Genomic DNA, 20,307 nt, shown 5'->3' with positions numbered 1-20,307 from the left:
AAGTTATCCATTGTCAATTGGAATTGATAATGTTTTCATTCATAGTTATTCCAATTTTACAAAGCAATCTATTTTTATAGATTGAAATGGTATATTAAGCAAAGAGTTTACTATACAAGTATAGTAAACTCTTTTTGAATGTTTGAAACTCATAAAATAAAATTAATTAGAATTTTTCTTGTTTCTTATTTACTCTCTTTTCATCTAGATCATATAAAAGACTCCGGTCTCCATCTATGTCATTGAAATCTAATTGTTTTCAGAGATTTTTTATACGAACCTCTAATTCATTACAACTTCTTGAAGTATAGCCTCCATAAACAGAAAAGGTTTAAAATCAAAAAAAATGCGTTATCTGGACACTGGAAAATCGAAAATTAGTCTATATAGTCTGATGTTTGGCAATTAACTATTTCTACAACTGCAACTTTATCTCATAATAAAAGCAGAACCTTGCCCCAATAAAATTGAGATAGACTCTGTTTACATTATTTGGACTGATTAGAGCAACACCATTAATAAATAATTGATCTATTTCCAAACAGTTACAAACTTAAGTTTTTTAAATAGGTTTAATTTGTTACAAAGACAGATACTCTTCCATGGACTTCAAGAATCGTTCGATATCTTGGTAAGTAATTGCCCCTATATTAGCCACTCTGAAAGAAGCAGTTTGACCGATTTTACCCGGGTAAATTGTAAAACCATTGTTGTACAAATAGTCGTGCATAGCACCGAATTCGTAGTTCCTAGATGCTGGCTCCTTAATGGAGGTAATAATTCTAGAATGATGCTGTATTGGTACCAAATACTGAAGCTGAAGGCGATCCAATCCTTTAATCAAGGTCTGCCACGACTCTGTATAGCGTTTATAACGCTGTTCAATCCCCTCATTTTGCGTCTCAATAATTGCTTGTTCTAGTGCATAAAACGTTTGAACTGGTGGCGTAAATCGCAGCTGACGGGTACGCTGGAAATGCTCATATTGCTTATACAAATCCAGATAATATGATTTTGGACTATAATCTTTAATCTTTTGGAGTTTTTCTTTATATGCGACGATAAAGCTAATTCCTGCCATTCCCTGCAAGTTCTTATTTGAACTCGATATAAGAAAAGAAACCTTACTCGCTTTCATATTAATCGGTATTGCCCCATACGAACTCATCGCGTCGACAATCAGATCTACTTCATGCAGAGCGCACAACTTTCCGATAGCATCAATATCGTTTAAAATACCGCTAGTCGTTTCATTATGAACAACCGCTACATGAGTAAGCTTATTTTTATTCCTTATAATCGCTGTTTCAACAGCATCCAGGGATAACGGTAGCACAGATGAGCTCTCCAAAACTTCGTGATCAACATGATAGATTTGTGCAATCGCAGCCATTCGCTCTCCATAAGCTCCATTACTGAGAATTAGCAATTTGCCTTCCCCGATCACTGAACTAATAACCGACTCTACTGCAGCCGTGCCCGACCCTGAAAATAGAGCAGTATCATACTCACTCTTTGGCGCAACGAATAAAGTAAGCTGTTCAGCTATCCACTCCATTAGATCTCCAAATTCCTGTTCTCTCGGACAAATATCTGGCACAATTTGCGCTAGCTTTACAGTATCGGTTGTTGTTGCTGGTCCAGGATTAAGTAGAATATTTCTTTTGATGGGTAATAATAAATGTGCTGCTGGTTGCTTTAATTTCGGATAGATCACTTCTTTGGCACGCTGTAAATGTTCTTCTGTATCAATTTCGCACCAAATAAATTTCTCGATTTTTTTTACAGAAATTGGTTTTCCTTTACCTACCTCAACCAATGCCTGTTCATAATCCCATTTCAAGTGATTATGAAAGTCAGCTTCTACCAGTCGGCACATTCGCTGATACGTATCCAAAGACACCTTGGATATCCCTACAAGTTCAGCATCCACTCGGCCTAAAAGTTCAATCTGCTTGGACATCGCAATGAGGTGACCTTCTCCATCGATCTCTATATAAACTTCATCATTAGAGTGAGTCGCGCCGCTCGATAGAATTACATCACTACGCGTATCCGCCAGCAGATTTTTCAGACCCGCTATGTCGTAGAGTAGATCAGACTCTAATAGTAGAAAGTCCTCATGTACAGAATCCCGCATGTTATACAGGGTGTACATGCTCCCACTGTCTTTATAGCGATTGTTATGCACGCATTTCACTTCAGGGTACTTCCTTGCTAATCGTTCATACTCCTGTGCTAAATAACCGGTTCCAATCCAGATATGTTCAATACCACTCTTAATTAATTGAAGGATCGAGCGTTCTATAATAGACAAATCGTCGATTTCTAGGAAGCCCTTTGGCTTATGTGCCGTACGTTCTTTTAATCGGCTACCCAGTCCAGCTGCCAGAATAACTGCTGTATTTACCATTTTTCGATCACCACGTTAAACCGGAATTTGTTGTTACCATAGTTATTGATTTGCTGATTAGAAGTATTTATTGTAAACTTTTTGCCCTTAAGTGCTTTCTCAGCGAAGTTCCGTTCATAAAAAAGATGTTCCAAACCGGCATATTTCTTCTCATACTCACCTAAAGATAGCGATCCTTTCCGAATTCTTAACGCTTCATCTGCGAACTGGATATCATTCAAATCAAGTAGAACTAGCATTTTATTTGTTTTCTCCCACATGATCCGAAGCACTTCTTCCGCATATTCTAGGTTTGGAAAGTATTGAAAAACACTATTAGCCAAGACAATGTCAAATCGACGTGTGGAATCTACATGAGCAGCCTCCTGTACACTAAAGTCCATCTCCGGCATAACAAAACCTGCAATTCCAATGAGAGAAGGAGAATAATCAACACCACTTACTCGGTGTCCATTCTTATAGAATGGATACAAAAAAGCACCGCTACCACAGCCTATTTCAAACAATGAGTCATCTGGCTGAATCTTCATAAGGCTAGCCGCATGCCTCACGTAAGTAAACCAAGCTTCCTCACTGATTTTTCCCGCTCCGGAATTAAAACCGTCCGCATCGATTAAAAACTGCAGGTTTGGATCAGCATTCGGAAGCTGCCGAGTACGTGACCAAATATTTCTCCAATTATCCATGGATGAACTCCACCAATCTCTCTTTGACTTCATGAGGTTTAACATTGGGACGGCTGAGATCATCTTTTGCCCCCCCTAAGATCGGCATGTACAAAAATGTGAGTTCAGGTTGTGACTTCCATTCTTCTATAAATTCAATAAGTTGATCCGTATCCTCTACACGCTTTACTCTTTTATAGCCACAACCCGCTGCTAAAGCTGGAAAATCAATATTTGCTGAAACTGTTTCTTGTCCACCGGTCGAATCATGACACTGGTTATCCAAAAGCAAATGGAGCAGATTACCTGGACCATAACGCCCATTAGTAGCTAGATTCCCCATTCTCATGATTAAAGCACCATCACCATCAATAGCAATTACGTTCAACTCGGAGCTACTTAAAGCAAGCCCAAGCCCTAACGAGCTCACACACCCCATAGAACCTACCATATATAGATTTTGCTCGGAATCCTCAACCTCGTACAGTTCCCTTCCAGTATATCCAGTAGTAGCCAGATATACTGTTTTTGGATCATTGCAGCGTTTCAAGGCTTCTAACGCTTGATATCTGGATGCCCTGTTTTCAGGGTGCTTCTTAATGCTCCCCTGCACCTCCAAGACATTGTGTCGGATCGTTGTTACATCAGATACTTGAAGTACCTCTTTACTGAAGGTTCCCTTCTTAACTACGAAAAAGAAGGGCTGATTTTTTGAAATCCAACGATCAGCTTCATGCAATTGTTTGCTAGCTTCTTCAAAATCTTTCGAAAGATAGCTCCACTTCACTTGCATCAAATCCAAAAGTTGTGTTGTTATCTGTCCCATCAACTCATGCTGAGGTTCATCAGCGACACCTGCTTCACCACGCAAACTGACAAACCCTAGAACAGGCAACTTGAAAGTATAATTTAAGGAGGTTAGTGGAGAAACGGCATTCGTAAGACCCGAGTTCTGCATCAAAACAACAGACTTACGCCCCCCCAGATAGGCTCCACTAGCTATTGCAACTGCATCTCCTTCATTGGCAGCCCCTACATAATCACACTCATTAATTGAATAGTTAATCAGATCCTTCAAAAAAGAGCACGGTACTCCAGTAAAGAAGTCGTACCCCAATGATTTCATCTCTTTCCCGAACAACTTTGTATCTATCACAGCATTTCACCTGCTTTTTGAAGATCGACAATCGTGTCCACGTCCAGCCAATCTCCTTTAATAAATCTCACTGCAACAGAATGTATCTTAACTAGTTCATTAAATAGATCGGTCAGAGTAAGAGTATGAAAGTCTTTTTCTTTAGATAAGCGTTCCAGCACTGTTTTTACTATATCTGCTCCTTGTGCGGATACCTTCCAAAGCCCGATAAACTCACCATTGAATTTTTGTTCAACACCGGATTTACTTACACTTACTAGCTTAACAGCGCTAGAGTATAAGTTTTTGGAATAAGGTTTTTCAGTCACAACAAGATCTTGATTGTTTTCAGAAACTTCAGCATCCGCATCGACCACAATTGTAATATCGTTTGTATCGTTAAGAAGATCATTAAGTATGTAATTCTTATAAATAATATCTCCATAGCTAATCACCGTAGTATCACTACCAATCTTATCTTTGGCCAGATAAAGAGAGTACAGTTCTTGGGTTGAAGCAAATTGATCATTGTCAATAGTCGAAATATTATTCAGCTTCACGTTCTCTTTTGCAAATCCGCGTACGACTGAAATATCCTTTATACCAACCTTGTTCAGATCATCCACTTGCATGCTCAGGATCGGCTTCCCGCTAACTTTCAGCAGTGTTTTAGGAATTTCTCTTGTGAGTTCTCCCAAGTTTCCTTGACTCGCCGCAAGAATGAGCGCATTTACATTTTTTCCGGATGTAGGCAGGTATTTTTTCTCCGCTTCTTTCAGTTCATCCGCGCCCTGTAACTTAAAAATTTCAGACACAGTTGTAATTTTACCTTCTACGTTAATCAAAGATTGATCTTTGTAAATCTGTCGCACTGTCTGTTGCATAGAATGGATAGCTGACCGTAAAGTATGATTCGCCCAAATAACCATGTTAATTCCAAGTTCCCTGAACCGATCGGAAGGCGTAGAATAATATTTAGTAGGCACAATCACAACTGGATGACGATTACCCCACTCTCGCATGAAAGCCTCGATATCAGAACTGTCAGCTTTTTTACTATGAACCAGGATGGCGTCCGCTCCCGCCAATCTGTATGCTTCCGCTCGGCGTAAAGCTTCGTCCAGCCCCCATCCAGCAATAAAGGATTCCAAACGCGCAACTACACAGAAGTCATCGTCACTTTGCGTTTCCTTGGCAGCTTGTATCTTACCGCAGAATTCATCCATATCCGCAAGCGGTTGTGTTTCTCCAGATATGAAAGAATTTGTCTTAGGAAACAGTTTATCCTCAATGCATACACCAGCCACACCACGCTGTTCAAGTTTTCTGACCAATCTTCTCATATTGTTGAAGTTACCGTAACCGGTATCTCCATCTAGCAGTATAGGCAGCCTCGTCGCATCGTTCATAAATTCCATAACATCGAGGATTTGTGTCCAAGATGCTTCGTTATTATCACGAACACCCAGAGAAGCAGAGATCGTAAGTCCACTACCCCAGATTCCTTGAAAACCTGCTTCCTCCACAATTTTTGCTGATATCCCATTATGAGCTTCCATAATGAAATCAAGTTTGGAGCTTGTAATCATTTGTTTGAGCAACTTTGTTTTTTTCATTATAATCTTTCATCCTTTTACTTGTTATAAGTTTGTATTTTAAAATCTATTAACTAATTATTATGTGTTTACGAATATGTTTCCATACAACTTCCTCATAGTGATCAACTTTGTCCGGGAACACATCAGTCTCATTGCTACTAGTTTCTTTATTGATCAATTGAACCTTATACTCATTTAAATCTACCAGCCCATCATTCTGAATAGGTTGTCCGTTTTCAAACCTAAAAATATGAGTTTCATCCGTGATTGCAGCTTTATAAGTTTGATTAGGATGTATAGCTTCTGTAAACGCAAACTTGCGGGCTTCCTCGCCCCCTAAAGATGCAGGGAGGTGACCATCAATATCTTCAGGAGCAGACAGATCACTGTAGTGAAGTAGCGTCGGCAGTATATCAATCAGTTCCATAAATTCGTCAGATTCTCCCACTGGGACATCCCCACCTCTGATCATAAAAGGAACTTTACGTCTACTTTCATGAAGGAGAAAAGGTTCATCTTCTAAGAATGATTGACCATGATCGGAATGAAACAGAACCAGGATCTCTTCATTCTGAAAATGCTGATCAAAATAGGCATAAAGAAGGTTCAAGTAAAAATCGATTCGTTTAATTTCAAGAATATACTTCTCATGTTTGTTGATATCATAAGGAGTCAGAACGGTAGTACTACCCTTTTTATTTATCTTGACACGCTTACTGATGTCAGTTTGTGCTTGTGTCATGAGATTACAATCTATCTCATCTGGCACGTGATGTACATCCGCCAAAGATATCCATACAAAGTTATTTCTTTCCTTAAACGTCTCCAAATGCTCTATTGATTCTGTAATAACCTGTTTGCAATCCATCCCGCCCATAAAATTTTGATATAGAATACGATCAAAACCTTTATGATACCCGTGTGCAGGTGTCACTCTCCAATCTCCTCCGATTTGTGAGGTAAGATATCCAGCCTCTTTAAAGTGCTCTTGCACCATTTTATTATTTTCGGCAAATGCATGATTAAAGTCAGGGTGGAATAAGCCGTGACTGGTTGTATACTTCCCAGTAAACATACTAGCTACACTTGGAAATGTCCATTCACTTGTTGCATAGCAACTGGTAGAAGTGAACCCCTTTTGAAAATAGGCATGTGTATAGGGCATAATCGATTTAAAATCATGTTTTTGTATAAAATCAAACGAAAGCCCATCAACAAAAATGTTGAAGATTAATCGTTTTTTCTTCGCTACTTTTTGTAACGGGATCGGTGTTCCTATAAATATAGGTTTATTCATCGTTATCTTTAATAAGCCACTTTCATTAAATCGTAAATAATTATATTGATTATAAGGAAGATCTTTACTTGAAAAAGGGTAATCCTTGCCGTTCAAATTAAAGTTAAGCATCGTGTCTTCCTCTAGCGGGGAAACAGGCAGTAATGTTTGACCTTCTAATGCTATTTGTTGTTCAGAGTTACATATCCGGCCCTTTAAAGTTTCTGTCATATGATAGTGTCTATTAATTTCGTCAATATCAGCATCATTATATGATTTGTAAAAATTGGTCATATATTCATCTGAGGTTCCGGTTGCCTGAGGTCGACGAATCGTGCTTAGACGGTTATGGTCAATGGGAAATAATCGATAGTCTGTTTCTCCTAAAAATCTCTTGCCCTCCTCAATAATTTGAAACAATTCAGCCTGATGAGTCTGATAAGTTTCCATCAATAAAAGATTCATTCGATTAATATACGTCTCAGCTAATTCCTGTTTTTCTACCGTACTAGCATATTTGAATGCACGGAGATACCTATGAAAACTGTCAGTAAAAAAATTACGCATTTCATAAACAATACCAAGATTTAAGTTAATATCAAAATTAAATGGATATAGCTTAATTCCTTCTTCTAAAATTTTCGTAGCTTGCTCATAATCGCCTTTTTGGAAAAAGTAGTTGCTCTTAATCGAGACTAGGTTCGCATCTTCTGTAATCTCAATATATTTATTAATGCCTTCCTCCAATGTTGATGGATTATTGTTATCAAAAGAAACTCTAATAGTATGGTTTATATTTTTCAATTTCTCTATGCGTTGCTGAATCGGCTTTCTTCTCATTAAAAAAATCCCCTAAAATTTCTATATTTTATTTAGTAATATAATTTTCTGAAACATACCTTAGAAATTTTTTTTCAACTGTTCAATAACAAACTTTTGATTTTCTTGAGTCATATTCGTATCAGATGGGAGACAAATTCCGTTTGAAAACAACTCTCGACTGATATCCCTTCCCGCTTCATGTGTAAAATAGTCTGTTTCCACAAACAACGGCTGTAAGTGCAATGGCTTCCATACTGGACGTGATTCAATATTTAACTTCTCTAAAAAACGAACTATTTCATGTACATCAATTCCTACTTTCGTTGAATCAATCTGCATAGCAGTTAACCATCGTGTGGATTTACCAGAGCCCGTCTCAGGCATAAAATATATGCCATCTATTTCTGATAGCATTTTGTGATACAAGCCAAAAATATCTCTTTTTTGCGAAATTCTATCTTCTAGAACTTTTAATTGTCCTCTACCAATCCCTGCAAGTACATTGCTTAAACGATAATTATAACCCAACGCACTATGTTGATAATAAATCGCTTTATCTCTTGCCTGAGTTGAATAGAAGCGTGCTTTGCTCAGTGCTTCTAAATCATCTGAAACCAGCATCCCCCCACCTGAAGTAGTAATAATTTTATTTCCATTAAATGAAAGAATGCCGAATTTCCCAAGCGTTCCACTCATTTGCTTGCCGTAAGTTGCTCCGAGTGATTCCGCAGCATCTTCTACAATTGGCACCTCGTAATAATCACATATTTTTTTCAAGCGATCGTAGTCTGCACTCTGCCCATACAAATTGACTATAACTACAGCTTTAGGTTTCTTTCCCTTATCTGCATAAGTCTTGAATGCTCGCTCTAGTGCCTCAGGGGACATATTCCAGCTGTCTGGTTCCGAATCGATAAAGACAGGAATTGCACCTTGATATAAGATCGGGTTAGCACTGGCAACAAAGGTAAGAGAAGAACAAAAAACAATATCATCCTTTTCCACACCAAGCAATATTAAAGACAAGTGAATCGCTGCTGTTCCAGAACTTAGGGCAACTGCGCCTCCACATCCTAAGTAATTTGCCACCTCTGATTCAAAAGCGTCTACATTTTTACCTAGTGGAGCAATCCAATTCGTTTCAAAGGCTTCTGCGATATATTGTTGTTCAAGCCCGCCCATATGCGGTGAAGATAAATAAATTCTATCTCGATTGGACATTTTGTTTCATCCCTTATCCTTATAGGTTTTTTATTACTTTGGCCGGACAACCCACAGCTATAACGTTTTCTGGCAAATCGCGGATGACACAAGAAGCAGCACCAACGATGGTATCACACCCTACGCGAACACCAGGTATAAGACTTGCACCTATTCCGATATGAGCACAGCACCCGATCTGAACTCCACCTGCCATATGTACACCTGGGGAAATATGCACGAAGTCTTCTATTCGGCAATCATGGTCTATAGTAGCAGCGGTATTAACAATGACATGCTCTCCAACGTACGCGTCTGCGTTAATTACAGCATTAGGCATGACAACCGTCCCTTCCCCAATGAATGCGCTGGGTGCGACTACAGCGCTTGGGTGAACAGCAGTACCAAATTGGACTGAAGCAACTTTTAATTGACTTACAATTTTCCTTCTGGTTGTATTATCTCCGATTGCCACAACGAACAGTGCCTCTGGATACAGAGATAATAGTTGAGCAATCTGATTACGGTTCCCCAAGATCGGCAGTCCATTCCATGCTTCTTCTTTACAATGATCATCCAGAACTCCAATGATTTCTTCACCACAGGACCGCAAAATATCCACGATGACCTTGGCATGTCCTCCTGCTCCAAAAACAATATAGCTCAAGGCCGATCCTCCTTAATAGGTAATAGTCTTTTGAATAAGCTGCTCTGACTTGGATATTCGGTTCAATATATCTACGATGCGAGAGCTTGTGTTATCTCTACTGTAAATATTGTCGGCTGCTTTAACAATTTGTTGGAAAGGCTCAGACATTGCGTACTCTATTGCAGAAGTCAATTCGAGCTCGTCAGCTGCAATATCTATTGTGTTCACAGAACGCTCTCTGCCTGTCTGACGAGTTCCAATATTAATGACTGGAACATGAAAGGAGGCAGCTTCAATAATCCCCGATGAGGAATTTCCAATTAATATTTTTGCATTTTTCAACATCGTCAGATAATCAAGTTGCTCAAAACTGGTTACAAGATGCATCCCTTTTCTTGCAGAAAACCGATTATATACATCAACGATCGCATCAGCTCCAGCATCCGAATTGGGCATCACACAAATTACCTCATTCTCCCCAGCCAAAAGAACTTCCATCATCTTACCAAGGATGTGCATATCCGCTACTTCCGTGGTGACAGGATGATAAGCAAACAGTACATAATCATTATCTATATTCAGATCGTATTTACGTTTCGTCCTCTCTAGCTCAGGCAGGGATGTGTTCATCATCGTTTCAATTCTCGGAGCACCGACGACATGAATTCTCCAAGGTTCTTCGCCAAGTCTGATTAGGCGATCCCTGCTTCCATTTGTAGCCACAAAGTGGATGTGGGCCAACTTACTAATCGCATGCCGTACAGACTCATCAATCGTGCCGGATACTTCTCCACCATGCAAATGAACAAGCGGAATGTTCATGTGAGAGGATACAATCGCAGCTGCAAGCATTTCTCCCCGATCTCCTAATACAACAACGAAATCTGGTTCCAAAGCTTCTACGGCTTGTGTCATGCCCATGATTGCTATTCCAATAGAGCGAGACATATTAGCATGAGTAGATCCTTGCAGCAGACAGTCTACCTTAGCAGATACACGAAATCCGTCCTTTTGGATAGCGTCCAATGTATACCCATACTGTGGAGACAAATGCATGCCTGTAACCAACAGGTGGAGCTCCAGAGCATGTTCTTCCTCAAGAGCCCGCAAAACCGGGTAATATATCCCATAATCAGCTCGTGTTCCGGTAATCACCAATACTTTTTTCATTGCACATCATCCCATGATAACAAATAGTCTTCATGTACATCCTTTAAAAGCTGCTTACCAACCAAGTCATCAAAATATTTAGGCTCTATTCCAGTGCCCGGACGCTTGATAACTAGATCTTCTCGAGTTAATTGCTGGCCTGTTTTTCTAGGTGTTGCCATCACAATACTTTTTCTTGCAACGGCTCTGGTGCTTTCCTCGGAAGGCATACACCTTTTAACACCATCCCCTAGAGCCTGCTCCACATTTCGAATCGCAAGAACCATCTTTGAAAAGTCAGCAGGCTCCAGTGAAGCCTTATGGTCAGGACCTGGAAGATTTCGATCCAATGTAAAATGCTTTTCAATAATTCTCGCTCCTAATGCTGAAGCTGCTATAGCGATCTCAATCCCAGCCGTATGATCGGAATATCCTGTGACCTTATCAAATGTTGTGGAAATAGTCTTCATAGCCAGCAGGTTTACATCTTCCAAAGGTGCTGGATAGTCGGAAGTACAATGTAGCAATAGTACTTCACTTTTTTTGAATGCTTGTAACGATTCTCCGACTTCATCCAAATTAGACATCCCGGTCGATAGAATAATTGGACGCCCATAGCTATCAAGCTTCTGAAGAAAGGGGATATTATTCATATCTCCTGATCCAACCTTGAATGCGTCAATATGAATTGAATTCAGAAACTCAGCACTCTCTTCATCAAAGGGTGTGGAAAGGAAATCTATCCCTTTATCCTCACAGTACTTTTTCAAAAGAACAAAATCCTCAAAGCTCAATTCCAGCTGTCTTAACATATCTAGTTGGCTTTCAGCTGAGTTCGTATTTTCCGTCTGGTAATTAGCCTTCTGGGCATACTTGGTTACCAGCTTTTCGCTTTTAAAGGTTTGGAATTTCACTGCATCGGCACCACATAAAATCGCTTGATCAATACACTCGAATGCAAGCTCCAATGATCCGTTATGATTGACTCCTACCTCCGCGATAATATAGATAGGGTGGTTTTCATGATTTGACAAGAGGTTTTGCATGTTATATTCCTCCCTCCTACTGCAAGGATTCCTTGTGATTGGATTCTCTCCAAAAAAACTCTGCCATTTTTAAATCAAGCTCGTCATCTATGTCAATAGATCGTTCTTTAGGCATAATGTAGCCACAATTATTAGGCCCAACCAGAGTGTCACTATTCATCAACAGATCTCTTTTCACGATATAGATGGCTCCATTTAAAGCATGTAGTTCTTTGAGATCTTGTCTCCTCAAATGCTCCCTTTCACCTTTCAGGTAGGGCGTAAGCCGTCCGTTATCCATTTCCCTTAGTAAATAGGGTTGCACTCCAGACAAAGTGACACTTTGAAGTGAATCAGCCTGATGATCTAAAAATATTTTATATGCTTCTTTAATGTCCATAGCATTTCGCAGTGGAGATGTGGGCTGTAGCAGCATAATAACATCAAAAAATTGATTTTGCGTCTGCTCATAAAATTCAACTGCATGCTTCAATACATCAATGCTTTTAGCCTCATCGGTAGCCAGTTCATCGGGCCTTATAAACGGAACAGCCGCTCCGGCTTGGCCCGACACACGAGCAATCTCTTTACAATCCGTTGAAACTATAACTTCGTCCACACAACCACTATTTAGTGCAGCTTCAATGCTATATTGAATGAGCGGTTTATCATGTAACAATCTTATGTTTTTACCGGGTAAACCTTTTGATCCACCCCGCGCAGGAATAATTGCCAAACACTTGTGATTGCTCATCATACAATACCTTTTGTAAAGCCCAATCCGTTCTGTTCAATAAGCTCCCGGATGGCTTTCGGGAAAATCTGTGGTGCAGTCATTGAAGAATATTCTTGGCGAATCGCCTTTTGAAAACCTTCATATTCTTGCTCTGCGGTATGAAATAACGAAGGAATGATATACATTTGTCCATTCTCCAACGCTCTTTCCGATTCCTCAAGCGTCATGAGCTCCTCATATAGCTTTTCTCCCGGACGGATTCCGGTCTCAATGATTTCTCCACCATAAGGTTTACCAACCGCCTCTTCATACGAATCGATCAAGCATTGGGCCAAATCCGTAATTTTGAGAATCGGCATTTTCAGTACAAATACCTCTCCCCCTTGGGAATAATGCGCTGCATCTATGACCAATTGAGCGGCCTGAGGAATAGACATCATAAATCGAGTCATCTCTGCATGTGTGACCGTCACGGGTATCCCTTTAGCAATCTGATCCCGGAATAAAGGAATAACAGAGCCTCTAGATCCCATAACATTTCCAAAACGAACACAGGAGAAGATGGTACGTTTGCTCCCTTTGTACAAGTTGGCGGCAGAAATCAAACGTTCGGATAGCAGCTTCGTAGCCCCCATCGTATTCGTTGGGTTTACCACTTTATCTGTGCTGATGGCTACTACTTTTTCTACATTATGCTCAATAGCCGTCTCTATCAGATTTTGTACGCCAATAACATTCGTTTTTACTGCTTCCATAGGGTTATACTCGCATGCAGGCACATGTTTGAGAGCAGCAGCATGAAAAATATAATCCACATCCTCCATAGCATAACTCAGTCTTTGCTTGTCCCTGATATCACCGATTAGATAACGAATATTCGTATACTCTTTTAATTCCTGCTGCAGATCAAACTGCTTGCTCTCATCCCTGCTAAAAATCCGCAAGGCTTTAGGGTTATACGACAAAATATTACGTACAATTTCGCTTCCAATCGAACCTGTGCCGCCCGTAACCAGTACAATCTTGTTGTTAAACATAATGACCTCCGGAGTGTAAAACGATTAATTTATATATCTTTATCGATCACTGCATCGCTATCTGTTTTTTTATCTAAACGGCGGATCGATTCCGAAAACATTTCTTCAAGTATTGGGATTTGTGTTGTAATATCCTTCAAAATCTTACTAACGTGCTCATAGATTAAATCAGACTTACGAGTCAACTGATGTTCTGTCACAATGACAGGAAGCACCTGGTCAAAACGAGCAACTTCGATAGGCATGATAGACTCAAATATAGGTGAGAACCATGTTCTGTTAGCTATTAGCCCCCACATCTGCTCTATGGATTCCATCATATATTGAGCCTTTGCTGGTTTAGTCCGGCTAAACTCGCGTAGCTTATTCATAAGCTTGTGAATGGCTGCAATCTCAGAGCGTACATTGGAGAGGTCCTCACGTGTCGCTATCAGCTTTTCTCTGACATCTTGTACCTTATTCAAATCAACTGTAATACTTTTTTTATTTATCAAATCGGCAATTGCATCAGGAACAATAGATTCTGATGCTAACAACTTATACATCTCTTCCATGAGCTTGAAAGGAGCACCCTCAATCACTGCACCATTGCGGCTTGAATTGACGAATTCGATTCTCGGAAGTGCCGCAATGAGATTTTCGAGTCCATCCTTCATCAAAGAGAAACTCTCATCTGTAGTGTTGTATGTTCCCTTTACATTCAGTACTTTCTTAGGCGCTTCTTGCACTGTCTTCTCAGTAGCTTCGGCTGCAAAATGTTCAATTCCATCTGCGTAAAATTTGTTATTAGGGAACGACAAATCCTGACCTGCAAGTATGATCCGTTTAGCCCCTAAACATGCTGCTGCTTGAATAGCCGTTCCTGCAACCGTTTCTGTGGGGGATATAAAGAGTTCCTCTTTACTGAGTCCAAAGAAATACTGAGATACAGCATCACTTTTCATAATACTATGAATTTTCTCTGCGCAGTTCTGATCAGAGATTTCATAATAAGATGAGGAGGTAAACAATAAAGGCTGCTCCCTTGTTACAGAAGAAGCGAAGATCTTCTTATTGACTGGATGTCCATCCATAATGACAGCAAGGTGAGGCTGTATTCCATGCTTTGCTAAAGCCTGAATGCTGGAGCCTGCTGAAATAATCAGTACATGAGGACGTAATTTTTTCAGCCATTCGATATCTTCTTGTAACGATGGTCCCGATGATACAACAACTACAGTTGCGCCTTCAAAAGCATAAAAAAATCGCTCAATGGAGGGAGTGTATAACACATCAGATAGGTGATATAGGAAATTCCGCGTCCATTCTTCACGAAACCGATTCTCTGTATATTTATCTACCAAAAAACTCTGACGGTAATCTTGGAATTGTTCTTTCACTTCACGTAACATACTCATATTGTCTGATAAATACTTACGTAGTGCGATAAACACCAAGTCTTCCATCATATAACTACTCAACATATGAAACATCATATTGAGCTGAGAATCACCCACGGATAGCCAGTACAAGTTGGGATGCTCCAACAAAAGACTGAGGTCATACTCCGTCACGGCTTTCAGAAAAAGTTGCTCATCTGGCTCGTATACAAACAACCAGTGGTTCGGATACAATTCGAGGAGGTCAGCAATACTGAGTCCCCTTTCAAACCCATATACAAAAATGATCTTTCCATTTCCAATAGATCCATCGACAGCATTAAGCCAGGCGATATCCCTTTCAAAGGGCTCAGTAAACAAAGGTATAGATAAGTCATCATTCAGCAAACTACTTATTTTGGTTGCAACATGAGGAAACCTCTGCTCTAGAATTGTATGGTTTATTTGTAGTTGAGACAAGGTAATACCACCGTTTCACATTAATATTTGTTAATTAGTATATCGGATTTACTCTTAATGGAATGAACCTTTTCACAAAAATACCCCCATTCTAAATCGAATAGGGGTACGCTCCTTAAAGCATTTTTTATTTACGATGATCAATAAACAAACTGTCTACAGAATAAGCTTGCTGGTATGCATGCTGCTGCACACGAATGGCTCCGCGTTTCTCCATCCAGTGACCAGCCTTATCCTTTAGTACCTGCATACGCTGCAAAATTACAGAATCGTTACTTAGTATGTCACGAATGTTCTGCTTATCATTTTCCGTTAACGATGGTTGATAGGGCTGCATCTGTTCTACAATGCGCTGCCTTTGATCTGCAAACTGTTCAAACTCTTCCTCACTTATATTCAGAAGGTTAGATAGCACTGCTTCTGTCCTATGTTGCAGCTCTTCAAGGAGTACTTGCATATTAGGATCTGCCATCACACACTACCAACTACACCAGGCATTTTCGCAGCTTCCAACCAAGCTTCCCGTAGGTCAGTCAAATGTTCCAGCACCTCTTGTGCCGGAGCGGCTATTTTGTGGACATTCGCCTCGATCAATTCATGCAGCATATATTCGTACAATCGCAATAAGTCATGGGATATTGGATATTCAAAATTCAACGCAGATATCAACTCGTGTACAATAGCTTGCGCTTTACACAAATTATTATTTGCCTTCTCATTATCCTTATTCTCTATCCCCTCAATTCCCGCACGAAGGAAACGAATAGCCCCATCGTACAGCATAATTAGCAGTTTAGGCTTGGAAGCAGTTTGCGCTTGAGTCTGCCGGTATTTCTGATAGGGTGTATTGATCAATTATAAAACCTCCTTTATGACGACATGCCTGTAAGACTCGAAGATGTACTATTATACTTGCTGATTGCCGTTTCCATCGTAGTAAATTTTTTGTAATAGTTAGTTTCAATCATTGTTAGACGGCTAGTCATGTCACTAATTCGACGATCCAGACTCGATAATTGCTCTCCCATTGTGCTCGTAGTAAGAAATGAAGATGTTAGATCCTTACTTACTTTTGAAGTACCAGCTGTATCGGCCATTCTCTGAAGTGAGGCATTCGAAATCTTTTTAAGTTTAGCAAGAACACCATCTTGTTGTGTATATTTATTTGATAATAGGGTACTTGGGTCCTGTTTCCCGAAAAAATTCGCGACAACATCTGGATCCTTTTCAACCGCTGCACGCAACTTGTCTGCATCCAAAATAAGTTTGCCTTTAGTATCATACGTACCCGTAGTGATCCCAAGCTCAGACATCATTAAGGGCATATTCTTACCATTTGCATCAACTCTGCCGATGTCTACACCTTGAATCATAGCACTACGCATTTCAGATAATGTATCCTGCAGGATAGGATCGTTTCTAAGCATGCCACTCTTGGCCTTGGTTGTCCAGAGCTTGGCTTCATCATCACTCATAGCAGCTCTTTGTTCCGTCGTAAGCGGAGCGTATTTTTTATATCTCTCCTCACCAACCTTGCCATTGAGTGTAGCGAGAACATCATTATATGCATCGACAAAGCTTTGAATATTTTCGACAATCTTATCGGTATCTTTGGTTGCTTCGATTCTTGTCGCAGCACCACCGGCTGCCTTCAGCGTAATATCAATGCCATTAATGGTAAAATTATTTGATGACTTTTTGACTTCAAGTCCATTCACCTTTAGCACAGCATCGGTTCCGTTTGTTGAAGATAATTTAAATTCATTACTAATTTGAGAATCAATATTAAATGTTTGCGAGCCTGTGGTCTTACTAGTTAATGACAAACCAGATTTGGGATCGTACAGGGCAGTTACTCCTGTCTTGCTGTTATCATTAATTTTTTTGACAAACGACTCAATCGTTTCGTTTGCATCCACATCAATGGTGGCCCCACCAACCTGAACCGTACGAGCTACCCCATCGGCAAAGGCAAGCTCAGTACTTGCCTTTTCAGACCATGAACTGTCTGAGACAGATCTTGCGGCAGTAGCGAGATTGGTTACTGAGATATCCAATACTCCACTGGCAGACGATGAAGCCGATGCAGACAAGGCATCACTATTGCCCGATACTGTTACTTTCTGCGGATTCATTGAAGCAGTACGGCTTAATGTCGTCAGTTTATCTTGTAGAAATGAAACAATTTTAGTACTGGACTCACGATAGTTTTCTCGTTTCCATTCCATTAGCTGCTTTTGTTGAGTCAGCTTATCGAGAGGTACACGCTTAGCAGTCATCAGTTTTTTAACCATTGCATCAACATCCATGCCTGAAGCAAGCCCACTTATTCTAGTTACCATGGTTATATCCCCCTATACTTTTTTATCGATAATAATCCCTGCAATTTCCATCATTCTAGCCGCTATATCCAGAATTTTCTCAGGAGGTACCTCACGAATCAAATCTCCCGTTTCCTTGTTCATCACTTTTATCATGATTGCATGTGTCTTTTCATGTACGGATATTTCAAACGTCTTCTGCGGGCCTTGAATAGCATCAATTGCTTTCTGTAGCTCCAAAACTGCTTCCTCATGTGTCTGGTGTTTCTGTGCGGCACCACTTCTATTGGCTGTTTGAACAGTATCTTGTACAGAATTTGTTTCGGCATCTGAAGGGGCTTCACGTTGTATTCCTGCTGATGGCTGAATCGGTAACAGACTCCCAGTGCTAGGGGGTATCATCGAGTCCATAGAATAACCTCCATTAATAATTTTAAACACAATAAAACCGTTCTGTATTTGAAGTGCCAATACATTATATATCGGTAAATAGGTGCAATTATTTACGAAAAAATTAAAATAAAACAAAAAAAGATCCTGCGAAAGGCAGGATCTTTTTTTTGTAATGGTTGTCGTTTAAAATTAACGCAGCAATGACAGTACGCCTTGTGGCGCGGAGTTTGCTTGTGACAACATGGATTGTGAAGCTTGCAGCAAGATGTTGTTTTTGGACAGAGCAACCATTTCTTTTGCCATGTCAGTATCACGAATACGGGATTCGGAAGCTGTCAGGTTTTCTACAGTTGTGCCCAAGTTGTTGGAAGTGTATTCCAGACGATTTTGCATAGCACCGAGGTTCGCACGTTGCTTAGCAACAGCTTCAATTGCAGCTGTTGTAGCAGACAAAGTAACTGCAGAAGTAAGACCTCTGAAACGAGCAGAACTAATACCTTTAATAGTGATCACGAACTGGTTATCATCAGCTTGGATTTTCACACCAGTTCCACCAGAAATTGCAATGCCGTTGAATTTAGTGTTGGACAGAATTGCGTCAATTTGACTACCCAATTGACCAAGTTCTGCTTTGATGTTAGATTTATCGCCAGCACTGTAAGTATCATTGGATTGTTGAACGCTCAGTTCTTTCATACGAGTCAACATAGAGGATACTTCGTTCATTGCACCTTCAGCTGTTTGTGCGAAAGAGATACCATCTTGAACGTTACGTTGTGCTTGTTCCAGACCACGGATTTGACCGCGCATTTTCTCGGAGATGGAGAGACCAGCAGCATCGTCAGCAGCACGGTTGATACGAAGACCTGAAGACAATTTTTCCATGTTTTTGCTTGCTGCTGTGTTGTTCAATTGCATGTTACGGTGTGTATTTACTGCAGGTAAGTTGTGATTGATAATCATTTTAAGTTTCCTCCCTGAAATGGTTTGATTCCCACATCCTTGTGGTATAAGCGTCTTCACAGGTCGGCCGCCCTGAAGAATTACCGCTCTAAAATATATATCGACCCTTAAGCTATAATTGTTTATAGCATTTCAGCTTTTTTTGAAATATTTTCTTAGAAGTCTACGACTAAAAGTCAACATCTCTATAATGATGACCTTGCCCAAATCCGATCTGTCCCACATCTGACTTAAGCCATCAAACAACCCCCTAGATGATAAACGTGGAATACATGATTATATCAAGCACTGTTCCAGATGAATAAACATAAAACAAAGGCCGACACTTTACTCGTGTCGGCCTTTCTCAATGAAAGTGTACTACTATTATTGTTTAATCAGACTTTCTCTTATCCATTTCCAACATTGCATTTTGAATAGCATTCGAATCCATAACAGCAACTTGATTATTTTGCTGAATAGCATCAAAGACTTCTTTTCTGTAAATATCGATATCCTTAGGCGCATCAATACCGATTTTCACCGTATCTCCTTCAACAGAAAGAACTGTAATAACGATATCATTCTGAATTACGATGGATTCACCCTTTTTACGTGCTAATACCAGCATTAGGACTCACCGCCTTTGCTGGACTCTATTTCATTCCACAAGGGATGCTTAATTGTATAGTTCGTATTTTGCAAAACAATTTGCTTTCCCGTCTGCTGTTCAATGTTAAAAATTAAAGGCGCAAGCAAATTAACTGTTGTTTTGGATTGATCACTGTTCCATGTACAAATACATCGTACTGATATCTGTTCCTGACTTGTAATTCCAATATCCTCTAGAGCATCATCAGATAACTCAAATTCATAATCTTCAAAAAAATCAAATGGATTTACGGTAATAAAAATAGTAGCTGGCTGCTCTACTGCACTGAAAAGACTAAATAATTCATTATGCTCCTGTAGCTGAAATTCCCGAAGTTGTTCAAATCCTGGTATTCCTTTCGGAAACACATAAAGACTAGTATTTTTATCTTGGTTCTCTTCATCTAATTTCTGTTCTGGGGTCATAAGTAACTCCTCCTATATATAGTAACAAAAA

At 39.9% G+C, this 20,307-nt stretch carries 19 protein-coding genes; all 19 read right to left on the bottom strand.

Features of this window, described 5'->3' with window-relative positions; translation table 11 throughout:
- Nucleotides 1-580: 580 nt before the first annotated feature.
- Nucleotides 581-2,413, bottom strand: coding sequence for a 2-aminoethylphosphonate aminotransferase (locus tag ACEN8J_RS25085; protein WP_495594115.1), 1,833 nt, complete (start codon nt 2,411-2,413; stop codon nt 581-583).
- Nucleotides 2,407-3,099 carry a class I SAM-dependent methyltransferase gene (locus ACEN8J_RS25080; protein ID WP_495594114.1) on the bottom strand — a complete coding sequence of 231 codons (693 nt, stop codon included), beginning with the start codon at nt 3,097-3,099 and terminating at the stop codon, nt 2,407-2,409. Before ACEN8J_RS25080 ends, ACEN8J_RS25085 begins: the two co-directional genes overlap by 7 nt.
- Nucleotides 3,092-4,234: a phosphonopyruvate decarboxylase gene (aepY, locus tag ACEN8J_RS25075; protein WP_340959063.1), complete on the bottom strand. Its 1,143-nt coding sequence runs from the start codon at nt 4,232-4,234 to the stop codon at nt 3,092-3,094. The genes ACEN8J_RS25080 and aepY overlap by 8 nt, the downstream gene beginning before the upstream one ends.
- A complete protein-coding gene (aepX, locus tag ACEN8J_RS25070) occupies nt 4,231-5,829 on the bottom strand; it encodes a phosphoenolpyruvate mutase (protein WP_279835400.1) in 1,599 nt (532 codons plus the stop codon). Before aepX ends, aepY begins: the two co-directional genes overlap by 4 nt.
- A 49-nt stretch (nt 5,830-5,878) precedes the next feature.
- Nucleotides 5,879-7,927: a sulfatase-like hydrolase/transferase gene (locus tag ACEN8J_RS25065; protein ID WP_495594113.1), complete on the bottom strand. Its 2,049-nt coding sequence runs from the start codon at nt 7,925-7,927 to the stop codon at nt 5,879-5,881.
- A gap of 60 nt (nt 7,928-7,987) precedes the next feature.
- Complete coding sequence (locus ACEN8J_RS25060) at nt 7,988-9,130, bottom strand: DegT/DnrJ/EryC1/StrS family aminotransferase (protein WP_495594112.1); 1,143 nt, start codon at nt 9,128-9,130, stop codon at nt 7,988-7,990.
- 19 nt (nt 9,131-9,149) lie between these two features.
- The gene (locus tag ACEN8J_RS25055) at nt 9,150-9,776 is read right to left on the bottom strand and encodes an acetyltransferase (RefSeq protein ID WP_254328279.1); all 627 of its coding nucleotides are present in this window, start codon (nt 9,774-9,776) and stop codon (nt 9,150-9,152) included.
- Between the two features lie 12 nt (nt 9,777-9,788).
- Nucleotides 9,789-10,928, bottom strand: a complete 1,140-nt coding sequence (gene neuC / locus ACEN8J_RS25050; protein WP_495594111.1) for a UDP-N-acetylglucosamine 2-epimerase — start codon at nt 10,926-10,928, stop codon at nt 9,789-9,791.
- Nucleotides 10,925-11,953: an N-acetylneuraminate synthase gene (gene neuB / locus ACEN8J_RS25045; protein ID WP_495594110.1), complete on the bottom strand. Its 1,029-nt coding sequence runs from the start codon at nt 11,951-11,953 to the stop codon at nt 10,925-10,927. The genes neuC and neuB overlap by 4 nt, the downstream gene beginning before the upstream one ends.
- Nucleotides 11,954-11,969: 16 nt before the next feature.
- Nucleotides 11,970-12,689, bottom strand: a complete 720-nt coding sequence (locus ACEN8J_RS25040) for an acylneuraminate cytidylyltransferase family protein (protein ID WP_495594109.1) — start codon at nt 12,687-12,689, stop codon at nt 11,970-11,972.
- Complete coding sequence (locus tag ACEN8J_RS25035; RefSeq protein ID WP_341063029.1) at nt 12,686-13,705, bottom strand: UDP-N-acetylglucosamine 4,6-dehydratase family protein; 1,020 nt, start codon at nt 13,703-13,705, stop codon at nt 12,686-12,688. Before ACEN8J_RS25035 ends, ACEN8J_RS25040 begins: the two co-directional genes overlap by 4 nt.
- 29 nt (nt 13,706-13,734) lie before the next feature.
- Nucleotides 13,735-15,543 carry a motility associated factor glycosyltransferase family protein gene (locus tag ACEN8J_RS25030; protein WP_341063030.1) on the bottom strand — a complete coding sequence of 603 codons (1,809 nt, stop codon included), beginning with the start codon at nt 15,541-15,543 and terminating at the stop codon, nt 13,735-13,737.
- 127 nt (nt 15,544-15,670) lie between these two features.
- Entirely contained in the window at nt 15,671-16,015 is a 345-nt protein-coding gene (locus tag ACEN8J_RS25025; protein WP_495594108.1) for a hypothetical protein, read from the bottom strand.
- Nucleotides 16,015-16,398 carry a flagellar export chaperone FliS gene (fliS, locus tag ACEN8J_RS25020; protein WP_339201040.1) on the bottom strand — a complete coding sequence of 128 codons (384 nt, stop codon included), beginning with the start codon at nt 16,396-16,398 and terminating at the stop codon, nt 16,015-16,017. The genes ACEN8J_RS25025 and fliS overlap by 1 nt, the downstream gene beginning before the upstream one ends.
- Nucleotides 16,399-16,412: 14 nt before the next feature.
- Nucleotides 16,413-17,885: a flagellar filament capping protein FliD gene (gene fliD / locus ACEN8J_RS25015; protein WP_342425339.1), complete on the bottom strand. Its 1,473-nt coding sequence runs from the start codon at nt 17,883-17,885 to the stop codon at nt 16,413-16,415.
- A 12-nt stretch (nt 17,886-17,897) separates the two neighbouring features.
- On the bottom strand, nt 17,898-18,275 hold the full coding sequence (locus ACEN8J_RS25010) for a flagellar protein FlaG (protein ID WP_341063034.1): 378 nt from the start codon (nt 18,273-18,275) through the stop codon (nt 17,898-17,900).
- Between the two features lie 171 nt (nt 18,276-18,446).
- Nucleotides 18,447-19,220 (bottom strand): flagellin N-terminal helical domain-containing protein, encoded by a 774-nt coding sequence (locus ACEN8J_RS25005; protein WP_495594106.1) that lies wholly within the window; start codon nt 19,218-19,220, stop codon nt 18,447-18,449.
- Between the two features lie 373 nt (nt 19,221-19,593).
- Complete coding sequence (csrA, locus tag ACEN8J_RS25000; RefSeq protein WP_495594105.1) at nt 19,594-19,830, bottom strand: carbon storage regulator CsrA; 237 nt, start codon at nt 19,828-19,830, stop codon at nt 19,594-19,596.
- A complete protein-coding gene (locus tag ACEN8J_RS24995; RefSeq protein WP_039271499.1) occupies nt 19,830-20,276 on the bottom strand; it encodes a flagellar assembly protein FliW in 447 nt (148 codons plus the stop codon). Before ACEN8J_RS24995 ends, csrA begins: the two co-directional genes overlap by 1 nt.
- Nucleotides 20,277-20,307 lie beyond the last annotated feature (31 nt).

The organism is Paenibacillus sp. Paensp38, from assembly GCF_059491915.1.
Note: the sequence above shows the minus strand (reverse complement) of the source record. Positions and strands in the feature narration are given on the sequence as shown.

Excerpts from the sequence above, each read along its gene's own strand:
- ACEN8J_RS25085 (WP_495594115.1), bottom strand. The coding sequence starts at position 2,413 with ATGGTAAATACAGCAGTTATTCTGGCAGCTGGACTGGGTAGCCGATTA.
- ACEN8J_RS25080 (WP_495594114.1), bottom strand. The coding sequence starts at position 3,099 with ATGGATAATTGGAGAAATATTTGGTCACGTACTCGGCAGCTTCCGAAT.
- aepX (WP_279835400.1), bottom strand. The coding sequence starts at position 5,829 with ATGAAAAAAACAAAGTTGCTCAAACAAATGATTACAAGCTCCAAACTT.
- ACEN8J_RS25065 (WP_495594113.1), bottom strand. The coding sequence starts at position 7,927 with ATGAGAAGAAAGCCGATTCAGCAACGCATAGAGAAATTGAAAAATATA.
- ACEN8J_RS25060 (WP_495594112.1), bottom strand. The coding sequence starts at position 9,130 with ATGTCCAATCGAGATAGAATTTATTTATCTTCACCGCATATGGGCGGG.
- neuC (WP_495594111.1), bottom strand. The coding sequence starts at position 10,928 with ATGAAAAAAGTATTGGTGATTACCGGAACACGAGCTGATTATGGGATA.
- neuB (WP_495594110.1), bottom strand. The coding sequence starts at position 11,953 with ATGCAAAACCTCTTGTCAAATCATGAAAACCACCCTATCTATATTATC.
- ACEN8J_RS25040 (WP_495594109.1), bottom strand. The coding sequence starts at position 12,689 with ATGATGAGCAATCACAAGTGTTTGGCAATTATTCCTGCGCGGGGTGGA.
- ACEN8J_RS25035 (WP_341063029.1), bottom strand. The coding sequence starts at position 13,705 with ATGTTTAACAACAAGATTGTACTGGTTACGGGCGGCACAGGTTCGATT.
- ACEN8J_RS25025 (WP_495594108.1), bottom strand. The coding sequence starts at position 16,015 with ATGGCAGATCCTAATATGCAAGTACTCCTTGAAGAGCTGCAACATAGG.
- fliD (WP_342425339.1), bottom strand. The coding sequence starts at position 17,885 with ATGGTAACTAGAATAAGTGGGCTTGCTTCAGGCATGGATGTTGATGCA.
- ACEN8J_RS25010 (WP_341063034.1), bottom strand. The coding sequence starts at position 18,275 with ATGGACTCGATGATACCCCCTAGCACTGGGAGTCTGTTACCGATTCAG.
- ACEN8J_RS25005 (WP_495594106.1), bottom strand. The coding sequence starts at position 19,220 with ATGATTATCAATCACAACTTACCTGCAGTAAATACACACCGTAACATG.
- csrA (WP_495594105.1), bottom strand. The coding sequence starts at position 19,830 with ATGCTGGTATTAGCACGTAAAAAGGGTGAATCCATCGTAATTCAGAAT.
- ACEN8J_RS24995 (WP_039271499.1), bottom strand. The coding sequence starts at position 20,276 with ATGACCCCAGAACAGAAATTAGATGAAGAGAACCAAGATAAAAATACT.